Source organism: Lysinibacillus sp. NPDC056959 (assembly GCF_042674095.1).
Lineage (GTDB): Bacteria > Bacillota > Bacilli > Bacillales_A > Planococcaceae > Lysinibacillus > Lysinibacillus zambalensis.
This window is the reverse complement of sequence record NZ_JBHURE010000041.1, coordinates 1-20962: the sequence shown is the minus strand read 5'-3', so window position 1 is coordinate 20962 and position 20962 is coordinate 1. Positions and strand designations below refer to the sequence as shown.

The window sequence follows — 20962 nt, the reverse complement described above, 5'->3', positions numbered from 1 at the left end:
TTGAACGAACTATGCCGACCGACGAACAGAAGACAAAGGAACCTCTGGGGTGTTTTTGAAAAAAGTGTTCAACTTGTAATTGCAATTTAGGAAAAGAAAAAAAAGATAATTTGATAAAGATAAAAAATTGGTATACTTATTAATCCAAACGATGTTACTGTTTCCATTTAATTCACCTCTTTTAAAATAATAATTCACGAAGTCAAGTGTGTATAGGGCATATAAGAAAAACTTAAATATTTATGATTAACTTAGCTTTTATGTATTGATTTGCGTTCTTTTTATTATTTTGAAGACCTTTTGAACTTAAAAATTCAGCTGACTTTGATCTGAAAATACCGCATAAAATGATGTACGTCCAGGCTGAGCGCACAAAAAAAAACGTTGGAGCATCATAGCTCCAACGTTTTTAATTAGTACATTTTTAAATATTGATCGCGTTCCCATTGGTGTACTGTTGTACGGTACATGTCGAACTCGATTTCTTTTGCTTCTTTAAAGTTTGCATAAATATGCTCACCTAAAGCTGCTTGAGCTACTTCATCCTTAGCAAGTAATGCTAAAGCATCATCAAGCGCTGGTGGTAAGTTTGCGATACCATTCTCTTTACGCTCTTCATCAGACATCACGTAGATGTTTCGATTAATAGCAGCTGGTGGTGTTAAGTTTCGACGGATCCCTTCAAGACCAGCTTCTAAAATAACAGCCATCGCTAAATACGGATTAGCAGATGGGTCCACAGAACGTACTTCTACACGAGTCGAAAGACCACGTGCTGATGGGATACGGATCAGTGGTGAACGGTTTTGAGCTGACCATGCTACATAACATGGTGCTTCGTAACCAGGTACAAGACGTTTATAAGAGTTAACTGTTGGATTTGTCACAGCTGTGAAGCCTTGAACGTGAGAAAGGACACCTGCCATGAATTGCATTGCTGTTTCAGAAAGACCTAGTTCAGTTGATTCATCGAAGAATGCATTCTCTTTACCTTTAAATAATGAAACATTAAAGTGCATACCAGAACCCGCTTCACCGAATAATGGCTTCGGCATGAATGTAGCATGTAGACCGTGTTTACGTGCAATTGTTTTAACAACTAATTTGAACGTTTGAATATTGTCACAAGCTGTGATTGCGTCTGCATATTTGAAGTCGATTTCGTGTTGTCCTGGAGCTACCTCATGGTGAGATGCTTCAATTTCGAAGCCCATTTCTTCTAGCTCTAATACGATATCACGACGGCAGTTTTCGCCAAGATCAGTTGGTGCTAAGTCGAAGTAACCACCGTGGTCGTTCACTTCTAATGTCGGTTCACCTTTTGCATCTAATTTAAATAAGAAGAATTCTGGTTCAGGTCCTAAGTTGAAGCTTGAGAATCCCATATCTTCCATTTTCTTAAGGATACGTTTTAAGTTATTTCGTGGGTCACCAGCAAATGGCTCGCCTTTAGCAGTGTATACATCACAGATGAAACGTGCTACTTTCCCTTTTTCAGAAGTCCAAGGGAACACTACGAAAGAATCTAGATCAGGATATAAATACATATCTGATTCTTCGATACGTACGAAGCCTTCAATGGATGAGCCATCAAACATCATTTTGTTTTCTAGTGCTTTGTCTAATTGGCTTACAGGAATCTCAACGTTTTTGATTGTGCCAAGAATATCTGTAAATTGTAGACGTATAAAGTTTACATTTTTTTCTTCAATTAGACGTTTAATGTCCTCTTTAGTGTATTTACCCACAGTTTTCCACACTCCTATAAATTGTCTAGCTTTTTATCATTACCCTACCCTATTAATAAAGAAATGAATGATGTTGCCTCTTATTAATAGAATCGAGATAAATCCCCACGACGGATGGATGATTTTTGCATGCGCTGTGCTTGACGCACTTCTTCACGCATGATGTTACGTAATTCTGAGTCACTTAAATCACGTTCATCTGTTGAAACAGGTTCATTCTTTTTAGCGAACAGTTTTTTAATTTTCGCCATGTTCATGCCCTGATCCAAATAATCTTTAATTTCCAGCAGTGTATCGACGTCATTTAATGAAAACATTCGACGGTTGCCTTCTGTTCGGTGCGGCTCAATTAAATGGTGTTCTTCATAATAACGAATCTGACGTGCCGAAAGCTCTGTCAATTGCATTACGATATTCATTGATAATAACGGCATAGTTCGTCTAATTTCACGACTCATTTAAGTTCCCCTCCAATACTCGCTAATCATATAACGAAAAATTTATAGTGTCAACCGCTCATGTAAGCTTTCCTAACATGGATTAAATTTATTTTTTTGAAATGATGAAAAATTGTAAAAAACTAAACTTAATATCCTAACGTGTGGTTGATTCCCGCTTCGCTTTCGCTACAGACAACATTTGTTGTTGCTATCGCTATACTTTTGCACAGATAAATCATTTGCTGTCGCTATGCTTTCGCATAGAGCAAAACTTACTGCGGGCTTCGGGGCGACAGAGGTTTTTTCATCCATTAGTAAAAAAACTATTCAAAATGGAAGTTTTGAATAGTTTTTCGTTACTTATTTTTGGATTTTTTGAACAGCACTACAAATAGCAAATTTTACGTGCTCGTATGTTAACCCACCTTGAATAAAGGCGGTAAATGGCGGACGAATAGGACCGTCTGCTGTGAGCTCAATGCTTGAACCTTGAATGAAAGTTCCAGCTGCCATGATGACATCATCTTCATAGCCAGGCATATACGCTGGCTCTGGTGCATAATGCGCATTAATTGGTGAGTTTGCTTGAATTTCACGGCAAAAAGCAATCATTTGTTCCGCCGTTTGGAAAGAAACCGATTGAATTAAATCCGTACGATTCGCATCATACCTTGGCGTTGTATTCATGCCTATTTCCCCCAGCATAGCAGCTGTGAAAACGGCACCTTTTAATGCTTGAGATACAACATGTGGTGCAAGGAAAAATCCTTGATAGAAATCACCGAGCGTATTTAATGTTGCCCCTGCTTCAGCACCAATACCTGGCGATGTCATACGATAAGCACATTTTTCTACTAAATCTGCACGACCCGCGATATAACCACCAATTTTCGCTAAGCCTCCACCAGGATTTTTAATGAGCGAGCCTGCTATTAAGTCCGCCCCAACCTCTGTCGGTTCCTGTGCCTCAACAAATTCTCCGTAGCAATTATCAACGAAAATAACTGCGTTCGGTGCTAATTCACGGATCTTTGCACACATTTCTGCAATTTGCGAAATAGTAAAGGATGGGCGTGTTGCATAGCCCTTCGAACGTTGGATAGCAATCATTTTTGTGTTTGGTGTAATTGCAGCTGCAACACCTTCCCAATCGATCTCTTGATTATTCAATAAATCCACATGGCTATAACCGATTTTATAATCTTTTAACGAACCAGTATCCTTGTCTCCACCATCGACTATTGATTGCAATGTATCATACGGCTGACCCGAAATATAAAGTAATTCATCACCAGGACGTAGTACTCCGAATAAGCTAAGTGTGATTGCATGTGTACCAGAAATAATTTGCGGGCGTACAATGGCAGCCTCCGCTCCAAAAACCTCTGCATAAACACGTTCTAGATTGTCACGCCCCTCATCATCATAGCCATAACCGTTAGATGGGTGCAGATGATAATCACTTACTTGATGCTTTCTGAATGCAGCAAGCACTTTTTGTTGATTGAAGAACGCCATATCTTCTACCTTTGCATGAAAAGGGCGTACCTTTTCTTCTATTTTAGCAGCTAATGCTAGTGTTTCTTCTGATAAATTGGTTGTAAAAGTCATTATGTTCTTCTCCATTTCACATTTGTTCAAATCTTATCTTAACAATTTGTGAGCTTGCCTGCAAAAATTGCTTGCGTTTCTAATTGCATTGAGGCACTAATTAGGCGCTAAGTTAAATTACAAACTATATCTATTTATTTCTGCTATAATTAGATATTTAATTAGGTATGTTGATTGACCATTTTTATACATCCGAATTAATTCAAAGAGGCTGATTTCCGCTGCGGGCGAGCGTCAAGTCGCTTCCTTCGCTGCGCTCCGTACAAGGTCTCGTCTGCTTCGCTTTTCCCGCGGGAGTCGAGTAACCCTACGCTACAATCAGTTAGAATGGGAATATACTAGCAAAATAGAAACAAAAAATCCTTTATCGCTCAATAATAAACCTATTTTTTCCCAATCAACACTCTCGATATTTAATATCTGATAATTCCAAATCATAAGTCTATACTTTTCTTTGCAAAAACTTCTAGATACAAAAAGGTAACTTTAAAGTTTTCTACTATGTAATCTACAACAACATGAAATGATTGTTTCACATAAGGGGTGAAAGGGTTGGCTTGGGAGGTTTTTAGTATCATTGGAACAATTGCCTTTGCTATTTCCGGGGCAATAATTGCAATGGAGGAAGAATACGATTTATTCGGTGTCTATATACTCGGTATCGTAACTGCTTTTGGTGGTGGAGCTATACGAAATCTACTCATAGGTTTACCTGTAACAACACTGTGGGGGCAAGATATGATGTTCCAAATTGCCATTGCAGCTATTACGTTATTTTTCATATTTCCGCACCGACTTATTCAGCATTGGCATCGCTGGGGTAATTTCACCGATGCTATTGGATTATCGGCATTCGCGATTCAAGGTGCTCTCTATGCTGTGAAGCTCGACATGCCTATTAGTGCGGTTATTGTAGCTGCTGTCTTAACAGGGTCAGGTGGTGGAATTGTTCGAGATTTATTAGCTAGACGACAACCATTAGTCCTCCGTGATGAAATTTATGGTGTTTGGGCAGCACTAGCCGGGCTTATTATCGGACTTCAACTATTTTCAGGGGATACCTTTTTATATGTATTATTTGGTGTGATCACAATACTAAGAATACTTTCATATATGAAGAAATGGCGTTTACCGTTACGGAGGTTGAGTCGGGCATAGCTATATCGTTGCATATTAACAAGCCCAAATATCAGATTTGGGCTTGTTTTGAATTGTTCTTATTTTCACAAACGCCGTGCATCCACAGCAGCGACAATAAGCACCTAAAGATTAATAGATCTACTTTTTCAACAGTAGCATAGCTTCCTCTAATGTAGTCATGTTTTTCATCATAGAGCTTGCTGCATCCAAAATAGGAAAGGCTAAAGCTGCACCAGAGCCCTCTCCTAATCGCATATTCATTTGTAGCATCGGTTCAATTCCGAGCATTTCAGCGGCAATTTTTGCACCTGGTTCTTCAGAGGCATGAGAAGGAATAATATAGTCTTTGACGTTTGGCTCAAGTTCGTATGCAATAAGAGCTGCAATAGTAGAAATAAAGCCATCAATAACAACTGGTTTTCGATGTGCGGCGGCAGCAAGTATCACTCCTGCCATAGCGCCTATTTCTAGCCCTCCAACTTTTGCAAGAATATTAATAGCATCATGGCGATTTGGTTTATTTAATGCAATAGCATTGTAAATAACCTCTACTTTATGTGCAATCCCTCCTGGTCCAACTCCTGCACCGAAGCCTGTCACTTCATTCGGATGACACTCATGAAGAACCGATAATATAGCAGCACTAGGTGTTGTATTACCGATACCCATTTCACCTGTCCCGAGCACATTTATCCCTTTTTTAATTTCTTCCGTAGCTACTTCAATTCCTACTTCAATGGATTGAATGGCTTCTTCCCTTGACATAGCAGGTCCTTTTGCCATATTGTCCGTACCATATTTAATCTTTTTAATGATAACACCAGCATCGCTTGGAATATCCTCTTTAACGCCAACGTCTACCGTGACAATTTTTGCATCTGTGATTTTTGCGATAGCACAGACACCAGTTCCGCCTCTAGGAAAATTTAATGTTTGGAAGACCGTCACATTTTGTGGGTTCGGTGTCACTCCTTCATCACAGACACCATGATCCGCGGCACAGACAATAATTGCTTTATTATCAATTGTAGGATATAGTTCACCTGTAATACCAGATAGTTGCACAGCTAGAGTTTCCAGCTTTCCCAGACTACTAGGTGGCTTGCAAAGTGCATCTATGCGTTCTCTTGCCTGCCCCATCATTTTGTGGTCGGCACTTTGAATGTTGTGGATCGTTTGTTGTAATAATTGCATGAAAATTTCCCCTTTCTTTTTTGCCCTCGTTACTCGAAGAATGATTTAGAGAAAAAAATAAAAAGCCTGTAGTTTATCCATAACAAATAAACTACAGACTTTTCCATCGTCTATATAATACGAAGCAGATAGGCAGGTCTCCTGGCTCAATTTCAACATTTCATAGAACCTTCCCAGAACGATGCTAGTGGCATTCTCTATGAAACTCCCTTTTACAGTGGTGGGACCGCTAAAGTTTTTCACTTTATTCCCTATTCTCCCGCAGTGGGCACCTAACGCTTTTATGCAATTACTTTAAATCTACGGCAAAGCGCTCATTGTGTCAACATTTTAAATTTTCAAGCTTCATTGTTTTTTAAGTAAATAGATATGCTTAATTATTCATATTTAAAAACTTTAACACAAAATACTAAAGTAATTACTGCTATAGCAGTTACTACTGAAAGTTCAGTCAGTTTTTGATCTTATGAAAGGCTAATTCACACTGCTAATAATTAATTCACTAGTAATAACGTTAACACTAATATAAACGCAGTATAAAAGCACTCATCCTTACATAATAGTTTGGATTTTAAGAAATGGATATTAGGTGGTGTTTTGTTGAAGAAAGACATGATAAAAGTGATTTCTGTTTTTGGTATAGGTGCTATTTTAGTTTTATTGGTTCCTTTTCTCTTTAATTGTTTTTTATAGTACTTCAGTAAGCAAAAATAAGAAGCCTTTTATTCGAAATGGATTCTTTTTATTTATCTTAAAATGTAGGCTAAAGAAGTGCTTTTAATTAAACTTTATTCCAAGCCTAAGTAGTTATTAATGGTTACTAAAAAACTACATACTGAAATCTTTCGAGTAACCAATATCTTTAGGACGTTGCTTCAAAATGAAGTGAAACTATTCCCTACAATCATTCAGAAGTTATAGTTCTACATATCTCTAACAAAGTATAATTAATATAAAAATAGGTCTGCTTAAGTTGTAAACAGACATTTTTTCCAGGGATTTTCCTTCGCCAATAAGAGTGAATCAAAAGAATCTTTTAACACTTCGAATAACCAAATAAACTAATGTACGCGAATTCAGGTTCCTGAGGGCTGGGAATTTGAGCCCATGCTGAATCGTCTCCAAAGAAAATTGATTCATATCGCGCCTACCCAACCATAATCCATTTTTTCAGGAAATCCCTAATCGTTCACAAGTAACGGATGCAATTAAGTTTCTTCTTTCCTAAAATTATAGAAAGGAAAGTAATTTTTTGATGTATGTCTATTGAATAGAAATATGCTGATGACTAAAATGAAAAATAACTACATTTCAAACTTAGCCTTCATTTTGCTTTTTCCTAATCTCAACAATGTTCTTCCAGATTGCCCTATCAACTTTGGCAAAACTACGAATGCTAGGCGTTGTATTTACTTCAAATAATATAGGTTTTCCTTCAAGATTTATTCCAAAATCAATGCCATATTCTCTACAAGGAAAGTGGGATGCTATTACTTCAGCTGCTAAAATTGAATCTTCTTTTAGAGAATCTATTGTTTGATCTTTCTTTGTATTATCCATCATCAAATAACCTGATAATAATTCCTCAATCGATATTGCTTTAGAACCCCGATTTGAATTGACAATCCCATGATCCTCAGTTGCAACCCTTCCGTAAATTCCACCAATTACCCATTTTCCCTTTAGATTTTGAACATGAACACGAATAGATATTGAATCCCCATCAGGGGTGAGACTTTTGACCCCTTCCTGTATAATATAATTTCCGCTTAATCTACCGTGTTTCTCATATGGATGTAGAACTTGGTGGAAATCCTCAATTGCTGCTACACATTTACTTATTTCTTCACCTTGCATGGTAAATCCGTTAAAACAATAGTGTCCATCTTTTCTTTTGTAGATTTTATAAATTGCTCTTCCTTGTCCGGCGCTATTATGTTTCACATAAATATACTCATATTTATTTAATAAATAGATTAGGTTTTCTAGACTGTAAAGTGTTGATTCTGGAATGCAGTTAGTTGTTAAAGGATTTTGTTTTAAAAGTAAGAATTGTTCCCATTTTCCAAGTCCATTTTTCAATAAACTCACCTCATTTAGTTAGATATTTTTATTTCTTTTTTATTAATAGTTTAGTCCTCCCCACTTATAGAGGTTACTGTATTGTATGCAAATAGATTTATCTCGCATGGGTAGGTGGGACTTGGTAACGTGACTAATATCACCCATTTTTCTATTAGAGTCATAATAAATTTACTACACTAGAAAAGTAGCATTATGTTGTTTTCAATACATCCATTTTATTACTTTCAAAATCATTAGTTTCTAATATATTTGCCCCACTAATCTTTACTTTTAGTTATATAGATATGTCGAGTATGGAGATGGGAGATATTGAAAAAAAGGACGAACTTTTTTAAAAAAATATATTCAAATAAACTAGAATTTTTAACGGAAGCCCATAACGGTCTTTCCGCAAAAGTTGTAGAGGAAGTCGGTTTTAAAGGAATTTGGAAGAGATTATTTAATCTGTTATAGATGGGGTGAGAGACGCTGAAAGCTGTTACGAAATAAAGAGAAATATAATCCCGTCTTGCGTGAGGACGATGTCTGTAGAAAGTGCATTCGAGATGGTTGAAAAGAGGAAAAAGTTCCTTGGAAAAGGTGTAGTGGCAATTGACCTATGTGCATCCGAAGAAGAAGGATTTTGTGAAAAATTCGTAGAGTAGATCCAATCGCTTTAGCCAATATGGCTACAGAGTCACTATTCATGCCGGTGAAACAGGAATTGGTAAAAACGTTCTAGAGGCTGTTGAACTGTTGGGTGCTGAAAGATTAGGACATGGAGTATGTATTAAAGATTGTGCCGAAGCATATAAGATTGTGAAAGAAAGACACGTAGTGCTTGAAATGTGTCCAACACGTAATGTCCAAACGAAAGCTGTTCATCATTATTCGGAACATCCGATTTATACGTTTCATAAAGATGGAATAAAAGTGACATTTAATACGGATAACAGAAAAGTATCAGATACTACACTGGCAAAAGAAATCCATTTAGTCAACAACGAATTTAATCTAAGCGAAGAAGAATATCGACAAATTTATTTAAATAGTGTAGAAGCATCCTTTGCCGACCAAGAAACTAAATAATGGTGCATGGCACAATAGTAAAGAAGAATAGACTTTGCAACAAATTATGCAGGATATATTCTCAAACATTCTCCCAAAATCGAAGAAAATAAGATAAACTGAATGCTTTCTTCAAAAATATCAAAACGTTCTTTAGGGGATAAAACTAATACTATTCCCCTTTACTAAAAGCTCCCTAATACCCAAAAGGCTTTCGGGAGCTTTCTGTCCGTTTATTGCTGTGATATCAACTTTGTTTTATCCATTTCACTCAGGAATGTTGCGCCGAGTAAAAGGATAGCGCCTAGTACTTGTAGTGTCGTCACTTTCTCTCCTATAATCATCGTCGAAATCAGTAATGATGTTAGCGGATCAATATAGCTTAAAATAGCTATACTTTGCCCTTTTAGATGACGCATTCCGAAAAAGAACAAATAGAAGCCGATCCCAGCATGGACAATACCCAATGCTATAAGTAAACTAATTGATTTCATATCAATTTGCATTATTTGGAACTCATTGGTCCCAAAAAGATAAAGCGCAAGGAATAACGCTGCTAGAGCAAGCTGAATAATCGTATTATCAGGTTCTTTTAATCCACGGATATACTTATTGGTGAATGTAACTATTGTATAGAAACAAGCTGCAATAAGCCCATAGACAATTCCGATATAATGTTCGCTCGTTTCGGTAGTTTGACTTTGGACGATAAAATACAGGCCTACTAGCGCAACACAAACATAAACGATTTTCCGTGCATATATTTTCTCTTTCAAAACGATTGGTGATAAACAAATTACTAGTACTGGAGCAAAATAGTAACTTAGCGCTGCATTTGCGATGGTTGTTTCCTTGTACGCTTGGAAAAGAAAAATCCAATTGCCGCATAAAGCAAAGCTCGAAAGTATCAATGGCCATTTATTTTGCAAAATAGTTGTTTTCGTAAATTTTTCTTTTTTAGAAAGGAACACCAAAAGTAAAAAACAAGTGCCAATAAGACTCATCCAAAAGGCTATTTCACTTGAAGGCAACTTAATGTATTTTGCAAAAACACCGACAGCGCCAAAAATAATCATTGATACAATAAAAGAAAGTTTTCCGCTCATTTCTAATTCCTTCTTTCTACATGTATATAGTCTCCGATATACAGTAGAATCTATTGAGAATTAGCAAGCTTTTATCGAATGCCTAAACAGTAGATTCTACTGTAAAGACATTGTTGGGGGTGCTATTGTTCGATACATACTTATCCCTCCTTAACGAAATTAATTGTAACATATTTCAGAATATTCAAGCTAGATGCTATCTTTTGATAAGTACTAAAACGATAAAAATTATTGAAAACTAGCATGCTAGATAAGTATAGGAGTTAATACAATGTACGGGAGAACAAAATTAAAAAGATAGGAGAAGAGACGATGGATACAAAAGAGCTAAGAAACGCCATTGCTGAAACATGTGAAAATTATGATAGCCTATATGCTCAGCTAGTAAAACCGATAAACCAATTATTAATCAATGTAGACGCTTCAATAAGTGAAGATACAGCGAATAAAATCATTGAAAACCTGAAGTTATTTTACAATGGAAATAAAAACATTACTGAATGTCACTTCGATGAGAGCGAAACCTTCTTAAAGGAAGGTATTGAACTTCTTCAGAACGGCGATCTTGCGAATGGCGCATTACAAGTTTACGGTGCCGGTTTAAACTTTGCCAGTTATAACCTAAAAATCCGTGAGCTAAAAAATGAAAATCCATACAATCATTTCGAAAAAAATTTTAGCCTTATTATAGACTCCCTAAAAAAATAAGCGCAAGAAAAAAAGAAAGAGCAAATATTAAAAGGCTCTTTCTTTTTTAGTATGTCATTATTTAAACTCTAACTCTCCATCATAAGCAAGCATGCCGCCTTCAAGGTTTGTTACGTCAAAGCCTTGAGCTTCTAGGTATGCACAAGCATTTGCTGAACGTCCGCCTGCCTTACAAACGATAATGTATGGCTTAGAAGCATCTAATTCTTCTAAGCGCTCAGGGATTGTCCCAAGAGCAATGTGTTGAGCACCCGGGATCATGCCTTGTGCTACCTCATCCTCTTCACGAACATCAATAATGTATAGGTCTTCGTTCGCATCTAATAGTTCTAATACTTCTGTTGTATCCATAGATTTCATCTGTGTAGTCCTCCAATATGTCAATTTCCTCTTACATTATAGCCTGAAGGCAAAAAAACAGCTAGTGTCAAGAACACTAACTGTTTTACTCTAGTTATCTGTCTCTAAAAAATCCACTTGCTTCGCTGGAACAAATGTAGAAATAGCGTGTTTGTAAATAAGGTGTTGTTTGTTATCAGCATCTAGTAACAATACTGTAAAATTATCATAGGATTTCACAGTTCCTTTTAACTGAAATCCATTTAACAAAAACACAGTTACAAAAACATTATTTTTACGTAAATGGTTTAAGAATGTATCTTGCAAGTTAATTGATTTCATCAAATATGCCTCCCTATACTCTCTTTCTACCTATTCATTCCTATAGTAGCATGTTCTACCAATTTATCAATTAGTAATTTTTAGAAATTAATTAAAGTCTTTCGTCATTTTTAACAAAATAGACATCCATTTTGTTTCGGAAGTATGTTAGCTGTCTTTTCGCATAGCGGCGAGAATTTTGCTTTAAGCTGTCAATCGCCTCTTCTAAAGAGCATTTACCATCTAAGTAATCGTATAATTCTTTGTAGCCGATTGCTTGGATTGATTGCACACCACGAATATCTTTCTGCCATAAGCCCTTTACTTCTTCTAAAAGCCCTTTTTCCATCATTATGTCAACACGACAGTTAATACGATCATAGAGCACTTCACGTGACATATTTTGCCCGAGCCCTAAAATCACATGATTGTACAGTGGAACCTCTCCACGATTGTGTGCTTCGGATGCCTTTGAAACACCACTAAGCTCAATCATCTCTAACGCACGTATGACACGGCGAGTGTTATTTGGATGAATTGTCTCCGCTGTTTGTGGATCAAGTTTTTTCAGCCTAGCATGCATCGCCTCTGGACCTAATTTCTCTAGTTCTTCATAATAGGCTTTCCGTGCCACCTCATCTACCTGCTCCTTTGTAAATTGAAAATCAAAGAGTACTGCCTGCACATATAAACCTGAGCCCCCTACAATAATCGGTAGCTTGCCACGCATTTGAATTTCCGCAATTTTAGCTCGTACTAATTTTTGATAGTCAGCTACTGAAAAGGATTCTGTTGGCTCTTTGAAACTTAGTAAATGATGGGGTACACCCTCCATCTCTTCTTCCGTAATTTTAGCTGTACCAATATCTAAATCTCGATAGATTTGCATGGAGTCACCGTTGATGATTTCTCCATTATATTTTTCTGCTAACTCAATGCTTAGTGCTGTTTTCCCAGATGCTGTAGGTCCTACGATTGCTACGACCTCTGCCTGTTGTATTTTATCTTGTATCATATTTTTCTAACCACCGTAATAAAACTTGATAGACTGCCTCTCGATTATCCTCATTTAGGATTTCATGGCGCTTATCCTCAAATAAGTAGACCGTCACGTCCTGTATGCCTGCCTCTGTAAATTGTTCTGCAACAGCGTACACACCTTGACCTTGTTCTCCTACGGGATCTTTGCTACCACTTATCAATAATATCGGTAAGTCCTTCTTCACCTTTGCTATTTCACTTTTTCGATTTAACGACCTGAAACCTGTTGTTAAATCGACAAAAAATTGATTTGTTGGGATAAAGCCGCAATACGGATCATCTATATATTTTTCCACTTCGTCCTCTACTGAACATATCCAATCATAAGCAGTCTTCGAATTCGGGAACTGTTTATTAAAGCTACCAAAGCTCAGCTTATTTAATAACTTGCTCTCTGTCTCTTTACCAAGCTGTTTGGCTAATACTTTCGCTACTAAATTCCCCATCGTATGCAATGCTGTAACATTCCCTGTTCCACATAGAATCACATGATCCACTTGATCGCTGTACAATTGTATATATCTTCTAGTAATGAACGATCCCATACTATGACCAAATATAATTAATGGTACATCTGCAAATTGTTCATGCAAAAATGTTACTACTTCATGCGCATCCTCTACGACACGATCAAACCCATTTTGTTCAGCAAAAAAACCTAATGTGCCATTATAAGCAGCTGTTTCTCCATGCCCTCGATGATCATGCATTGTCACTGCGTAGCCCGCTTCGTTTAGGCTATTGGCAAATGTAACATAACGTCCACTATGCTCCGCCATCCCATGCAATATATGAATATGACCAATACATGGATTTGATGGCTTTAATGTTCGTGTAAACAGAAAATGACCATCTGACATTTCAATATAACGCTCCATTGCTTACACTCCTTCCTCTGCAAAATTTGTTGCATCTAAAATAGCTTGCTCTAGTTGAGCTACATAAGTATTTCTTTGTGACTCTGTATAGTGAAAATGTTGTTGCATAACTTGAATGACCTGCTGTTTATAACGTTTTACTGCATCAATATCGAAGTATAATAAGCCTGTTCGACGAATAAAGAAATCACTTGGCGTATACACCATTTCCGCTTCTATGCCATAAAGTAACATGGCATGTAAAACTAAAGGCATCGTACTTCCGTGCTCATGTAAATATTTCACCTGGTTATATAATGCGTCAACATTTGTCCCATATTTTTGTACAAGCTGTTTTGCTTCATCATAATTAAGGCCATACTGAACGCCCTCTTTAGCTTTATAAGAACTATAATCAGGGAAATTAATGGCATTAATGCCCTTTGCACCGGAAAGTGATAACTCACGTGTCACACATGGACTTGCGTGCTTATATTTATGGATTTTCACAATTTTATCAACGATTGTTTCTGCCATTTGACGGTAACCCGTTAGTTTTCCACCAGCAATTGTTATTAGCCCACTTGGAGCCGTCCATATCTCATCTTTTCGTGAAATTTCGGATGGATTCTTGCCTTTTTCATAAATAAGTGGACGCACACCTGCCCACGACGATTCAACCGTATCTCTTGAAATATTTGCAGTTGGAAACACTGTTTTTGCAGCTACAATTAAATAATCAACGTCCTCCTGGGTAGCGACCGGATGTGTAGGGTCTCCCTCGTAAACTGTATCTGTTGTCCCTACATACGTTTTACCATCACGTGGAATTGCAAAGGCCATACGCCCATCCACTATATCAAAGTACACGGCTTGCTGTAATGGAAAATCCTTTTGATCAAGGACAATATGAACTCCTTTTGTGAGACGTAATTGTTTTTTGTCTGCTACTTTATCCTTTTGGCGAACCTCGTCCACCCAAGGCCCAGTTGCATTGACGATTTGCGCAGCATGCACTTCCATTGTTTTCCCTGTAACATGATCCGTCACTTGTGCTCCAACAAGCTTTTTCTTCTCATATAAAAACCCTGTCATTTCCGCATAATTTAAACAAAGTGCCCCGTATTCTACAGCTTTTTTCAACACTTCAATTGTTAGACGGGCATCATCTGTACGATATTCAACGTAATAGCCACCACCAATAAGCTCATCTTGATTGAGTAAAGGCTCTAGCTCTGCCGTTTCTTGAGCGTTTAACATTGTTCTACGTTCATGCTTTTTAACACCTGCTAATCGATCATATACCTTCAGTGCCATTGATGTTGTAAAAGGTCCAAGCGAGCCCTTCTTATATAATGGTAGTAACATCTTTTCAGGCGATGTCACGTGAACAGCATTGTCATAAACAATTTCACGCTCACGCCCAACCTCGGCTACTACACCTACTTCAAGTTGCTTTAAATAACGAAGTCCACCATGAATAAGCTTTGTTGAACGGCTTGATGTGCCAGCAGAAAAATCCTGCTTCTCAATCAAAGCGACTGATAACCCCCTCGAGGCTGCATCAAGTGCTATGCCAGCACCAGTAATGCCGCCACCAATGACTAAAACGTCAAAGCTATATTGCTCTAAAAAATGCATAATTTTAGGACGATGCTCAAATGAAAACATACCTTTCTCCCCCATTTGCTATAAATTGAAAATACGTGTAACTTCTACTAAGTATGCCATCCTATATAACTAACAATAATGTTAAGCATAGAATTCTAATTCCACTTCAATTACATTACCCGTTTAAACATTTTTTCCACTTCATAAGATGTAAAATGAATAAGTACTGGACGTCCGTGCGGGCATGTAAATGGATTGTCGGCATTGCGTAAATCTCGCAATAACACTTCCATTTGCTCTTTCGTTAAATAATAATTGGCCTTTATCGACTTTTTACAGCTCATCATAATCGCTGCCGCTTCACGTAGTTTTTTGACGTCCGCTTTTTTAGTTGTCAGCACTTGTTCAATTAAGTCCTCAATAATTTCCTGTTCTTCCCCTTTAGGGAACCAGCTCGGATGCTCTCTCACGACAAATGATGCCTGCCCAAATTCCTCTAAAAATACGCCTACAGCTTCTAACTCCTGTCGATTTTCTCTTAAAATAAGAGCCTCGTCAGCAGCATAATGGAAAGTCAATGGCAGCAATAAAGCCTGACGCTCATTTGGGTTCACCTGACCGACCTTTTCACGGAAAAATTCATATTTAATACGTTCCTGAGCTGCGTGCTGATCAATTAAATAAAAGCCATCCTCCATTTGCGCAACAATATACGTGCCGTGAATTTGCCCTACCACTTCAAGTGCAGGGAATGGTTCTTTCGTAGGCTCATCCTCCAAAACTTCCATTGGTTCTTCTAGCGTCACTTCTTCTTCAGGACGATTCACTTCCATCACTGGTGTCGGTTGCCAGCTATCTTCAATAGCAGTAGGGACGGATTCAGATTGTGGCACTATCGGATCTAATGTGTTGGATTCCTGAACAGTTTGTACATCATAAAGTTTCTCTACAATAGCATTCATTTTCTCCACATTAAGCTTCGGTGCAGGTTTCCAAATATTTAACTGCTCCGTCTCAGACTTTGCCACTTTCTCCTTCTTTTCCATTTGCGGTACTCGAATAACATGGCGGATTTCCTCTCGTATCGTTTCCTCAATTAGCTTAAGAAGCTCAGGCTCCTTACTTAAACGTATTTGATGCTTGGCAGGATGAACATTGACATCTGTTAAATAAGGATCTCCCTCTATAAAGAGCGCTACAATCGGAAAACGTTCAATGGGCAAATACGTATGATAAGCATCTACAATCGCTTTTTGTATTAAATAATGCTTCACCCAGCGACCATTCACAAATAACGACATATAGTTTTTCGAGGCACGAGTCACCTCAGGTAGAGATACAAAGCCAGAAATTTTATAATCCTGTGATTCTCCACTGAATGCCACCATTTTCTTAGCATTATGCACACCGTAAATGGCTGCTAATACTTGCTGAACATCCCCTCGTCCATTTGTTTGTAACAATTGCTGGCCGTTATGCAGCAATCTAAACGCAATTTGTGGATTTCCGAGCGCAAGGCGGTTCATTAGATCAATTGTATGTCCAAGCTCTGTTTGTATTGTTTTCATATATTTTAATCGAGCGGGTGTATTGAAAAATAGCTGGGCTATTGTAAGATCTGTTCCCTTACGCAAAGGGCCAGGTTTATGTGTGGCGATATGCCCACCCTCAAGCTCTAAATACGTTCCTGATTCACCATTTGATGTAATCAGTGTCATTTTTGACACTGATGCAATGGAAGCTAATGCCTCACCCCGGAAGCCAAGTGTACGAATTCGAAATAAATCATGCTCCTGATGAATTTTACTTGTCGCATGGCGAGAGAATGATATTAATGCATCCTCTTCGTCCATACCACTACCATTATCAATGACCTGAATTGAAGTGAGGCCCGCTTCTAGTAAAAAAACATCAATGGACGTACTTCCTGCATCAATGGCATTTTCAACAAGCTCTTTAACTACAGAGGCCGGTCTTTCTACTACTTCCCCTGCCGCGATTTTATTGGACAGCCACTCGTCCATAATTTGTATTTTTCCCATAGCGCATCACTCCTTTACTTTTTTGCATTTACTAGTTGTTGCTGTAATTCATATAAAATATTCATCGCTTGCATTGGTGAAGTGCCTAGAATATTTACTTTTTCTAGGTTTTTAAGCACCTCAGATTCTGCAGGAGAAATTGGTTCTTCCTCTGTAAATAAGGACATTTGCATTGGCTTTTCATCAACTTCCTGTACTATGGCTACTTCGTTTTCGGCTTCGTGTCCTGCCTCGCGTCCCGCCTCGAAGTTTTCAAGCAGTACTTGTGCTCTTGTTAAAATTTCCTCTGGTAATTGGGCAAGCTGTGCTACATGAATCCCGTAAGATTTATCAGCAGCCCCCTTTTTCACCTTATGCAAAAAGACAACCGTGCCATTTTTTTCAGTAGCAGATACATGTACATTTTGCAGTCGAGGAAGCTCCTTTTCAAGTGCCGTTAATTCATGATAGTGAGTTGAGAACAGTGTGTTTGCTCCAATTTTATCATGGATGTATTCCATCATAGATTGAGCAAGACTCATCCCATCATAAGTAGATGTCCCGCGACCAATTTCATCAAATAGCATTAAACTATTTTTTGTAGCATGCGTAATAGCGTGCTGAGATTCTAACATCTCCACCATAAAGGTTGATTGTCCCGCTGCTAAATCATCTGCGGCACCAATGCGTGTAAAAATCTGATCTGTAATTGGTAATCTAGCTTTTTCAGCAGGCACATAACAGCCCATTTGTGCCATCACAACAATTAGTGCAACTTGACGCATATACGTACTTTTACCGGACATATTCGGACCTGTAATCAGCATCATATTATTATTATCCTCAAGAACACAATCGTTTGGTACATACATTTGCTTATTGAGCATTTTCTCAACAACTGGATGGCGCCCTTCAATAATTTCTAGCGCACGCCCTTCATGAAACTCAGGCTTCGTAAAACGATATTTCTCTGAAACACTCGCAAAACTTACTAGCACATCCAGCTCACTAATGCTTGCCGCTAATGCTTGTACACGTGGAATAAACGCCTTTAATTCATCACGTATTTCCACAAACAAATTATATTCTAACGTTAAACTTTCTTCCTCCGCATTTAAAATTAATGCTTCTTTTTCCTTAAGCTCTTGCGTAATATAACGTTCAGCATTTGCCAAAGTTTGCTTACGTTCATAGCGAGTTAAATCAGCTAAATGGATATTAGATTTCGTAATTTCAATATAATAACCGAAAATTCGATTGTAGCCGATTTTTAAGTTTTTAATGCCTGTTTTCGCCCGTTCCTCTTGCTCCAGCTGTGCAATCCAATCTTTCCCATTCCGTGAGGCATAGCGTAGCTCGTCTAAACGCTCATTATAGCCATCGCGAATGACGTCACCCTCTTTAATCGTAATTGGTGGGTTGTCCGTAATTGCACGAGCTAAAAGTGCCTCTACATCCTCACACGTATCAAGTGCTGCACCTAGCTTTTGCAATGTTTCCTTATTAGCACCACGTAATTGTTGCTGAATTACAGGTACTTGACGCAATGAGTCACGTAGCTGCGCTAAATCACGTCCACCTACATTACCAAAAGCTACACGTCCAGCTAAACGCTCTAAATCGTATACTTGTTTTAAAGAGGCTTGAAGCTCTGTTCTTACAAAATACTCCTCTAATAAATCCGTGACATTCGCTAGTCTCGCTTCAATGGCAGAACGTGAAGCAAGAGGTTGGTGTAACCATTGCTTTAATTTTCGCCCGCCCATTGCAGTCACGGTGTCATCTAACAACCATAAAAGCGTGCCCTTTTGATCACCGCCGCGAATAGATTGAATTAGCTCTAAATTACGCTTAGAGCTAGAGTCAATACGTAAATAATTTTTCATTTCATTATACGTAAATGTTTGAATATGTGATAATGAACGCATTTGTGTTTTATCGATATAATGAAGTAAACGAAGGCAAGCAATTTGTAAATCATTCGGCACCGCTTCTACATAATGTGCAGCTTTAGCCAACGTCATTTCATCTGTTTCAATAGAAAGGACGATACCGACATTGACTGCATGCTCCGCTAATAGCAGTTGCAAATTTTCTGTGACAATTAATTCGCGAATTCCGTATGCCTGCATTTGCATTAAAAGCGCTTTACCGTCGCCCTCAATAGAGGAGGCTACTGCTTCACCTGTAGATAAGTCTAAATAAGCGTAGCCAAATGTCGTATCATCAAATTGCTCCGCAGCGCCAATAAAATGATTGGATTTACCATCGAGCGACTTACCTTCCATAATCGTACCCGGTGTAATAAGTTGTACGACTTCACGCTTCACTACACCTTTTGCTTGCTTCGGATCTTCTGTTTGCTCACAAACTGCAACCTTATAGCCCTTTTGCACAAGTGTTTCAATATAATTTTTTGCCGAATGATGTGGAACACCACACATTGGAATTCGCTCTTTTGCACCAGCATCTCGGCTCGTTAATGTAATTTCTAACAGTTGTGAGGCATTAATAGCATCCTCAAAAAACATCTCGTAAAAGTCGCCTAATCTAAAAAATAAAAAGGCATCCTTGTAATCTTCCTTTACCTGCAAATACTGTTGCATCATTGGTGTATATGTTGTCATTTTAATAATTCCCTCGCTCTAACCATATAGATATTTTTATTATAACAAAAGATACATGCGAAACGCTTAATTCACCTTTTTTAAGATGCTAGCGCTTCGCATGTATTAAATCTTCAATATTATCTTGGTCGTTCATCAGGAAACGATGAGGACTCTAAAACATACCTACCTTCTTCACTGGAGCTAGACGATGAGCTGGAACTGGAGCTAGATGAAGACGAAGATGAGCTCTCTTCAAAGTTCCATTCTTCTTCGAAATCTAGTGGATGTACACTAATACAAATCGTCGTTTCTCCCATTACCTCTACAACGACTTCACGTTCTACTAAGATTTCAAATTTCGTACCGCATGGAGAAATGATTGCCTCTATGCAGTTTGGCTCTTGAATGACACGTACACGTACATCATCACCAACACTTACTTCGCCTTCTCTAAATGAAAGCTTCACTTTGTCTTTATAGTGCACCGTTTCAGAAAACACTGCTGTTTTCGAATGATTACTATAGGCATACCATACATTGACATCAAACTTCCCTGATACTTCTACAAATTTACCGACTTTTTTCGCGGAGCAAGTATGATTAATAACCCAGCAACCGAGAATGCTTGTCGGCTTATTTGATGGACATAATGTTACACGTTCTTCTGTTCTCTTCTTCCCCTTGGCAACTACTGCTCTCGTCACGATTTGTCGTAAACGTTTCAGCGCAATTCCTCCTTCGACTCTTTTCACTCCATCATATGCAGGTAGCGCCTATTGGGTGAACATATATTTTTATAGAATCGAATTAAGGATTAAATTCATTTTACATAGTATGTTGTCAGAAACACGCTAATATCTATGAATATTGAAGCTTTGCCTGAATTGCAGCTAATTAAATATTGTATGTCTCTTCTGGCATGACACTTTAATTTATAATTATAAAACGAAGAGCGACAGGCATCTTCATTTCATTGACACAATAACTTTTTAACAATCGAGTAGGAGGGAGTGATTAGCTCCCGACCTCTCACACCACCGTACGTACGGTTCCGTATACGGCGGTTCAATTAAGATGAATAACG

18 protein-coding genes, 1 pseudogene and 1 riboswitch are annotated in these 20962 nt (G+C 38.0%); of the genes and pseudogenes, 5 read left to right on the top strand and 14 right to left on the bottom strand.

Annotated features, from left to right (window positions below; all coding sequences use genetic code 11):
• Positions 1–413: 413 nt before the first annotated feature.
• From glnA to ACFTQ7_RS23945, 3 genes are all read right to left on the bottom strand, one after another.
• Positions 414–1748: a type I glutamate--ammonia ligase gene (gene glnA, locus ACFTQ7_RS23955; RefSeq protein ID WP_386831744.1), complete on the bottom strand. Its 1335-nt coding sequence runs from the start codon at positions 1746–1748 to the stop codon at positions 414–416.
• A gap of 83 nt (positions 1749–1831) precedes the next feature.
• Positions 1832–2206 (bottom strand): MerR family transcriptional regulator, encoded by a 375-nt coding sequence (locus ACFTQ7_RS23950; RefSeq protein ID WP_079560583.1) that lies wholly within the window; start codon positions 2204–2206, stop codon positions 1832–1834.
• Positions 2207–2548: 342 nt separating this feature from the next.
• Entirely contained in the window at positions 2549–3799 is a 1251-nt protein-coding gene (locus tag ACFTQ7_RS23945) for a methionine gamma-lyase family protein (protein ID WP_386831741.1), read from the bottom strand.
• Between the two features lie 552 nt (positions 3800–4351).
• Here ACFTQ7_RS23945 and ACFTQ7_RS23940 point away from each other — a divergent pair.
• Entirely contained in the window at positions 4352–4957 is a 606-nt protein-coding gene (locus ACFTQ7_RS23940) for a trimeric intracellular cation channel family protein (protein WP_386831739.1), read from the top strand.
• A 120-nt stretch (positions 4958–5077) separates the two neighbouring features.
• On the opposite strand, the gene cobT is transcribed toward ACFTQ7_RS23940, so the two are convergent.
• Together cobT and ACFTQ7_RS23930 are read right to left on the bottom strand one after the other, a co-directional pair.
• Entirely contained in the window at positions 5078–6133 is a 1056-nt protein-coding gene (gene cobT / locus ACFTQ7_RS23935; protein WP_386831737.1) for a nicotinate-nucleotide--dimethylbenzimidazole phosphoribosyltransferase, read from the bottom strand.
• A gap of 114 nt (positions 6134–6247) precedes the next feature.
• Positions 6248–6424: riboswitch (cobalamin riboswitch) on the bottom strand.
• Positions 6425–7450: 1026 nt separating this feature from the next.
• Complete coding sequence (locus ACFTQ7_RS23930) at positions 7451–8215, bottom strand: YheC/YheD family protein (protein ID WP_386831735.1); 765 nt, start codon at positions 8213–8215, stop codon at positions 7451–7453.
• Between the two features lie 312 nt (positions 8216–8527).
• Here ACFTQ7_RS23930 and ACFTQ7_RS23925 point away from each other — a divergent pair.
• From ACFTQ7_RS23925 to ACFTQ7_RS23915, 3 genes and pseudogenes are all read left to right on the top strand, one after another.
• Positions 8528–8647, top strand: a pseudogene (locus tag ACFTQ7_RS23925) (phosphoenolpyruvate phosphomutase); the annotation flags it as partial.
• Positions 8648–8739: 92 nt separating this feature from the next.
• Positions 8740–8862, top strand: a complete 123-nt coding sequence (locus ACFTQ7_RS23920) for a hypothetical protein (RefSeq protein WP_386831733.1) — start codon at positions 8740–8742, stop codon at positions 8860–8862.
• A 37-nt stretch (positions 8863–8899) separates the two neighbouring features.
• Positions 8900–9286 carry an amidohydrolase family protein gene (locus ACFTQ7_RS23915; protein ID WP_386831746.1) on the top strand — a complete coding sequence of 129 codons (387 nt, stop codon included), beginning with the start codon at positions 8900–8902 and terminating at the stop codon, positions 9284–9286.
• Between the two features lie 212 nt (positions 9287–9498).
• On the opposite strand, the gene ACFTQ7_RS23910 is transcribed toward ACFTQ7_RS23915, so the two are convergent.
• Entirely contained in the window at positions 9499–10371 is an 873-nt protein-coding gene (locus ACFTQ7_RS23910) for a DMT family transporter (protein WP_386831731.1), read from the bottom strand.
• A gap of 312 nt (positions 10372–10683) precedes the next feature.
• On the opposite strand from ACFTQ7_RS23910, the gene ACFTQ7_RS23905 reads away from it, so the two are divergent.
• Positions 10684–11079, top strand: a complete 396-nt coding sequence (locus tag ACFTQ7_RS23905) for a hypothetical protein (protein ID WP_386831729.1) — start codon at positions 10684–10686, stop codon at positions 11077–11079.
• A 57-nt stretch (positions 11080–11136) separates the two neighbouring features.
• Here ACFTQ7_RS23905 and ACFTQ7_RS23900 read toward each other — a convergent pair whose 3' ends face one another.
• From ACFTQ7_RS23900 to cotE, 8 genes are all read right to left on the bottom strand, one after another.
• Positions 11137–11439, bottom strand: coding sequence for a rhodanese-like domain-containing protein (locus ACFTQ7_RS23900; RefSeq protein WP_349659682.1), 303 nt, complete (start codon positions 11437–11439; stop codon positions 11137–11139).
• Between the two features lie 90 nt (positions 11440–11529).
• Positions 11530–11760: an RNA chaperone Hfq gene (gene hfq / locus ACFTQ7_RS23895; protein WP_386831727.1), complete on the bottom strand. Its 231-nt coding sequence runs from the start codon at positions 11758–11760 to the stop codon at positions 11530–11532.
• A 91-nt stretch (positions 11761–11851) separates the two neighbouring features.
• Entirely contained in the window at positions 11852–12754 is a 903-nt protein-coding gene (miaA, locus tag ACFTQ7_RS23890) for a tRNA (adenosine(37)-N6)-dimethylallyltransferase MiaA (RefSeq protein WP_386831725.1), read from the bottom strand.
• Positions 12741–13658 (bottom strand): alpha/beta fold hydrolase, encoded by a 918-nt coding sequence (locus ACFTQ7_RS23885; protein ID WP_386831723.1) that lies wholly within the window; start codon positions 13656–13658, stop codon positions 12741–12743. The genes miaA and ACFTQ7_RS23885 overlap by 14 nt, the downstream gene beginning before the upstream one ends.
• Before the next feature lie 3 nt (positions 13659–13661).
• Positions 13662–15308, bottom strand: a complete 1647-nt coding sequence (locus tag ACFTQ7_RS23880; RefSeq protein ID WP_386831721.1) for a glycerol-3-phosphate dehydrogenase/oxidase — start codon at positions 15306–15308, stop codon at positions 13662–13664.
• Positions 15309–15418: 110 nt separating this feature from the next.
• Positions 15419–17290, bottom strand: a complete 1872-nt coding sequence (gene mutL / locus ACFTQ7_RS23875; RefSeq protein WP_349659687.1) for a DNA mismatch repair endonuclease MutL — start codon at positions 17288–17290, stop codon at positions 15419–15421.
• Positions 17291–17304: 14 nt separating this feature from the next.
• Complete coding sequence (gene mutS / locus ACFTQ7_RS23870; RefSeq protein WP_386831718.1) at positions 17305–19896, bottom strand: DNA mismatch repair protein MutS; 2592 nt, start codon at positions 19894–19896, stop codon at positions 17305–17307.
• Between the two features lie 119 nt (positions 19897–20015).
• A complete protein-coding gene (gene cotE, locus ACFTQ7_RS23865) occupies positions 20016–20630 on the bottom strand; it encodes an outer spore coat protein CotE (protein ID WP_386831716.1) in 615 nt (204 codons plus the stop codon).
• Positions 20631–20962 lie beyond the last annotated feature (332 nt).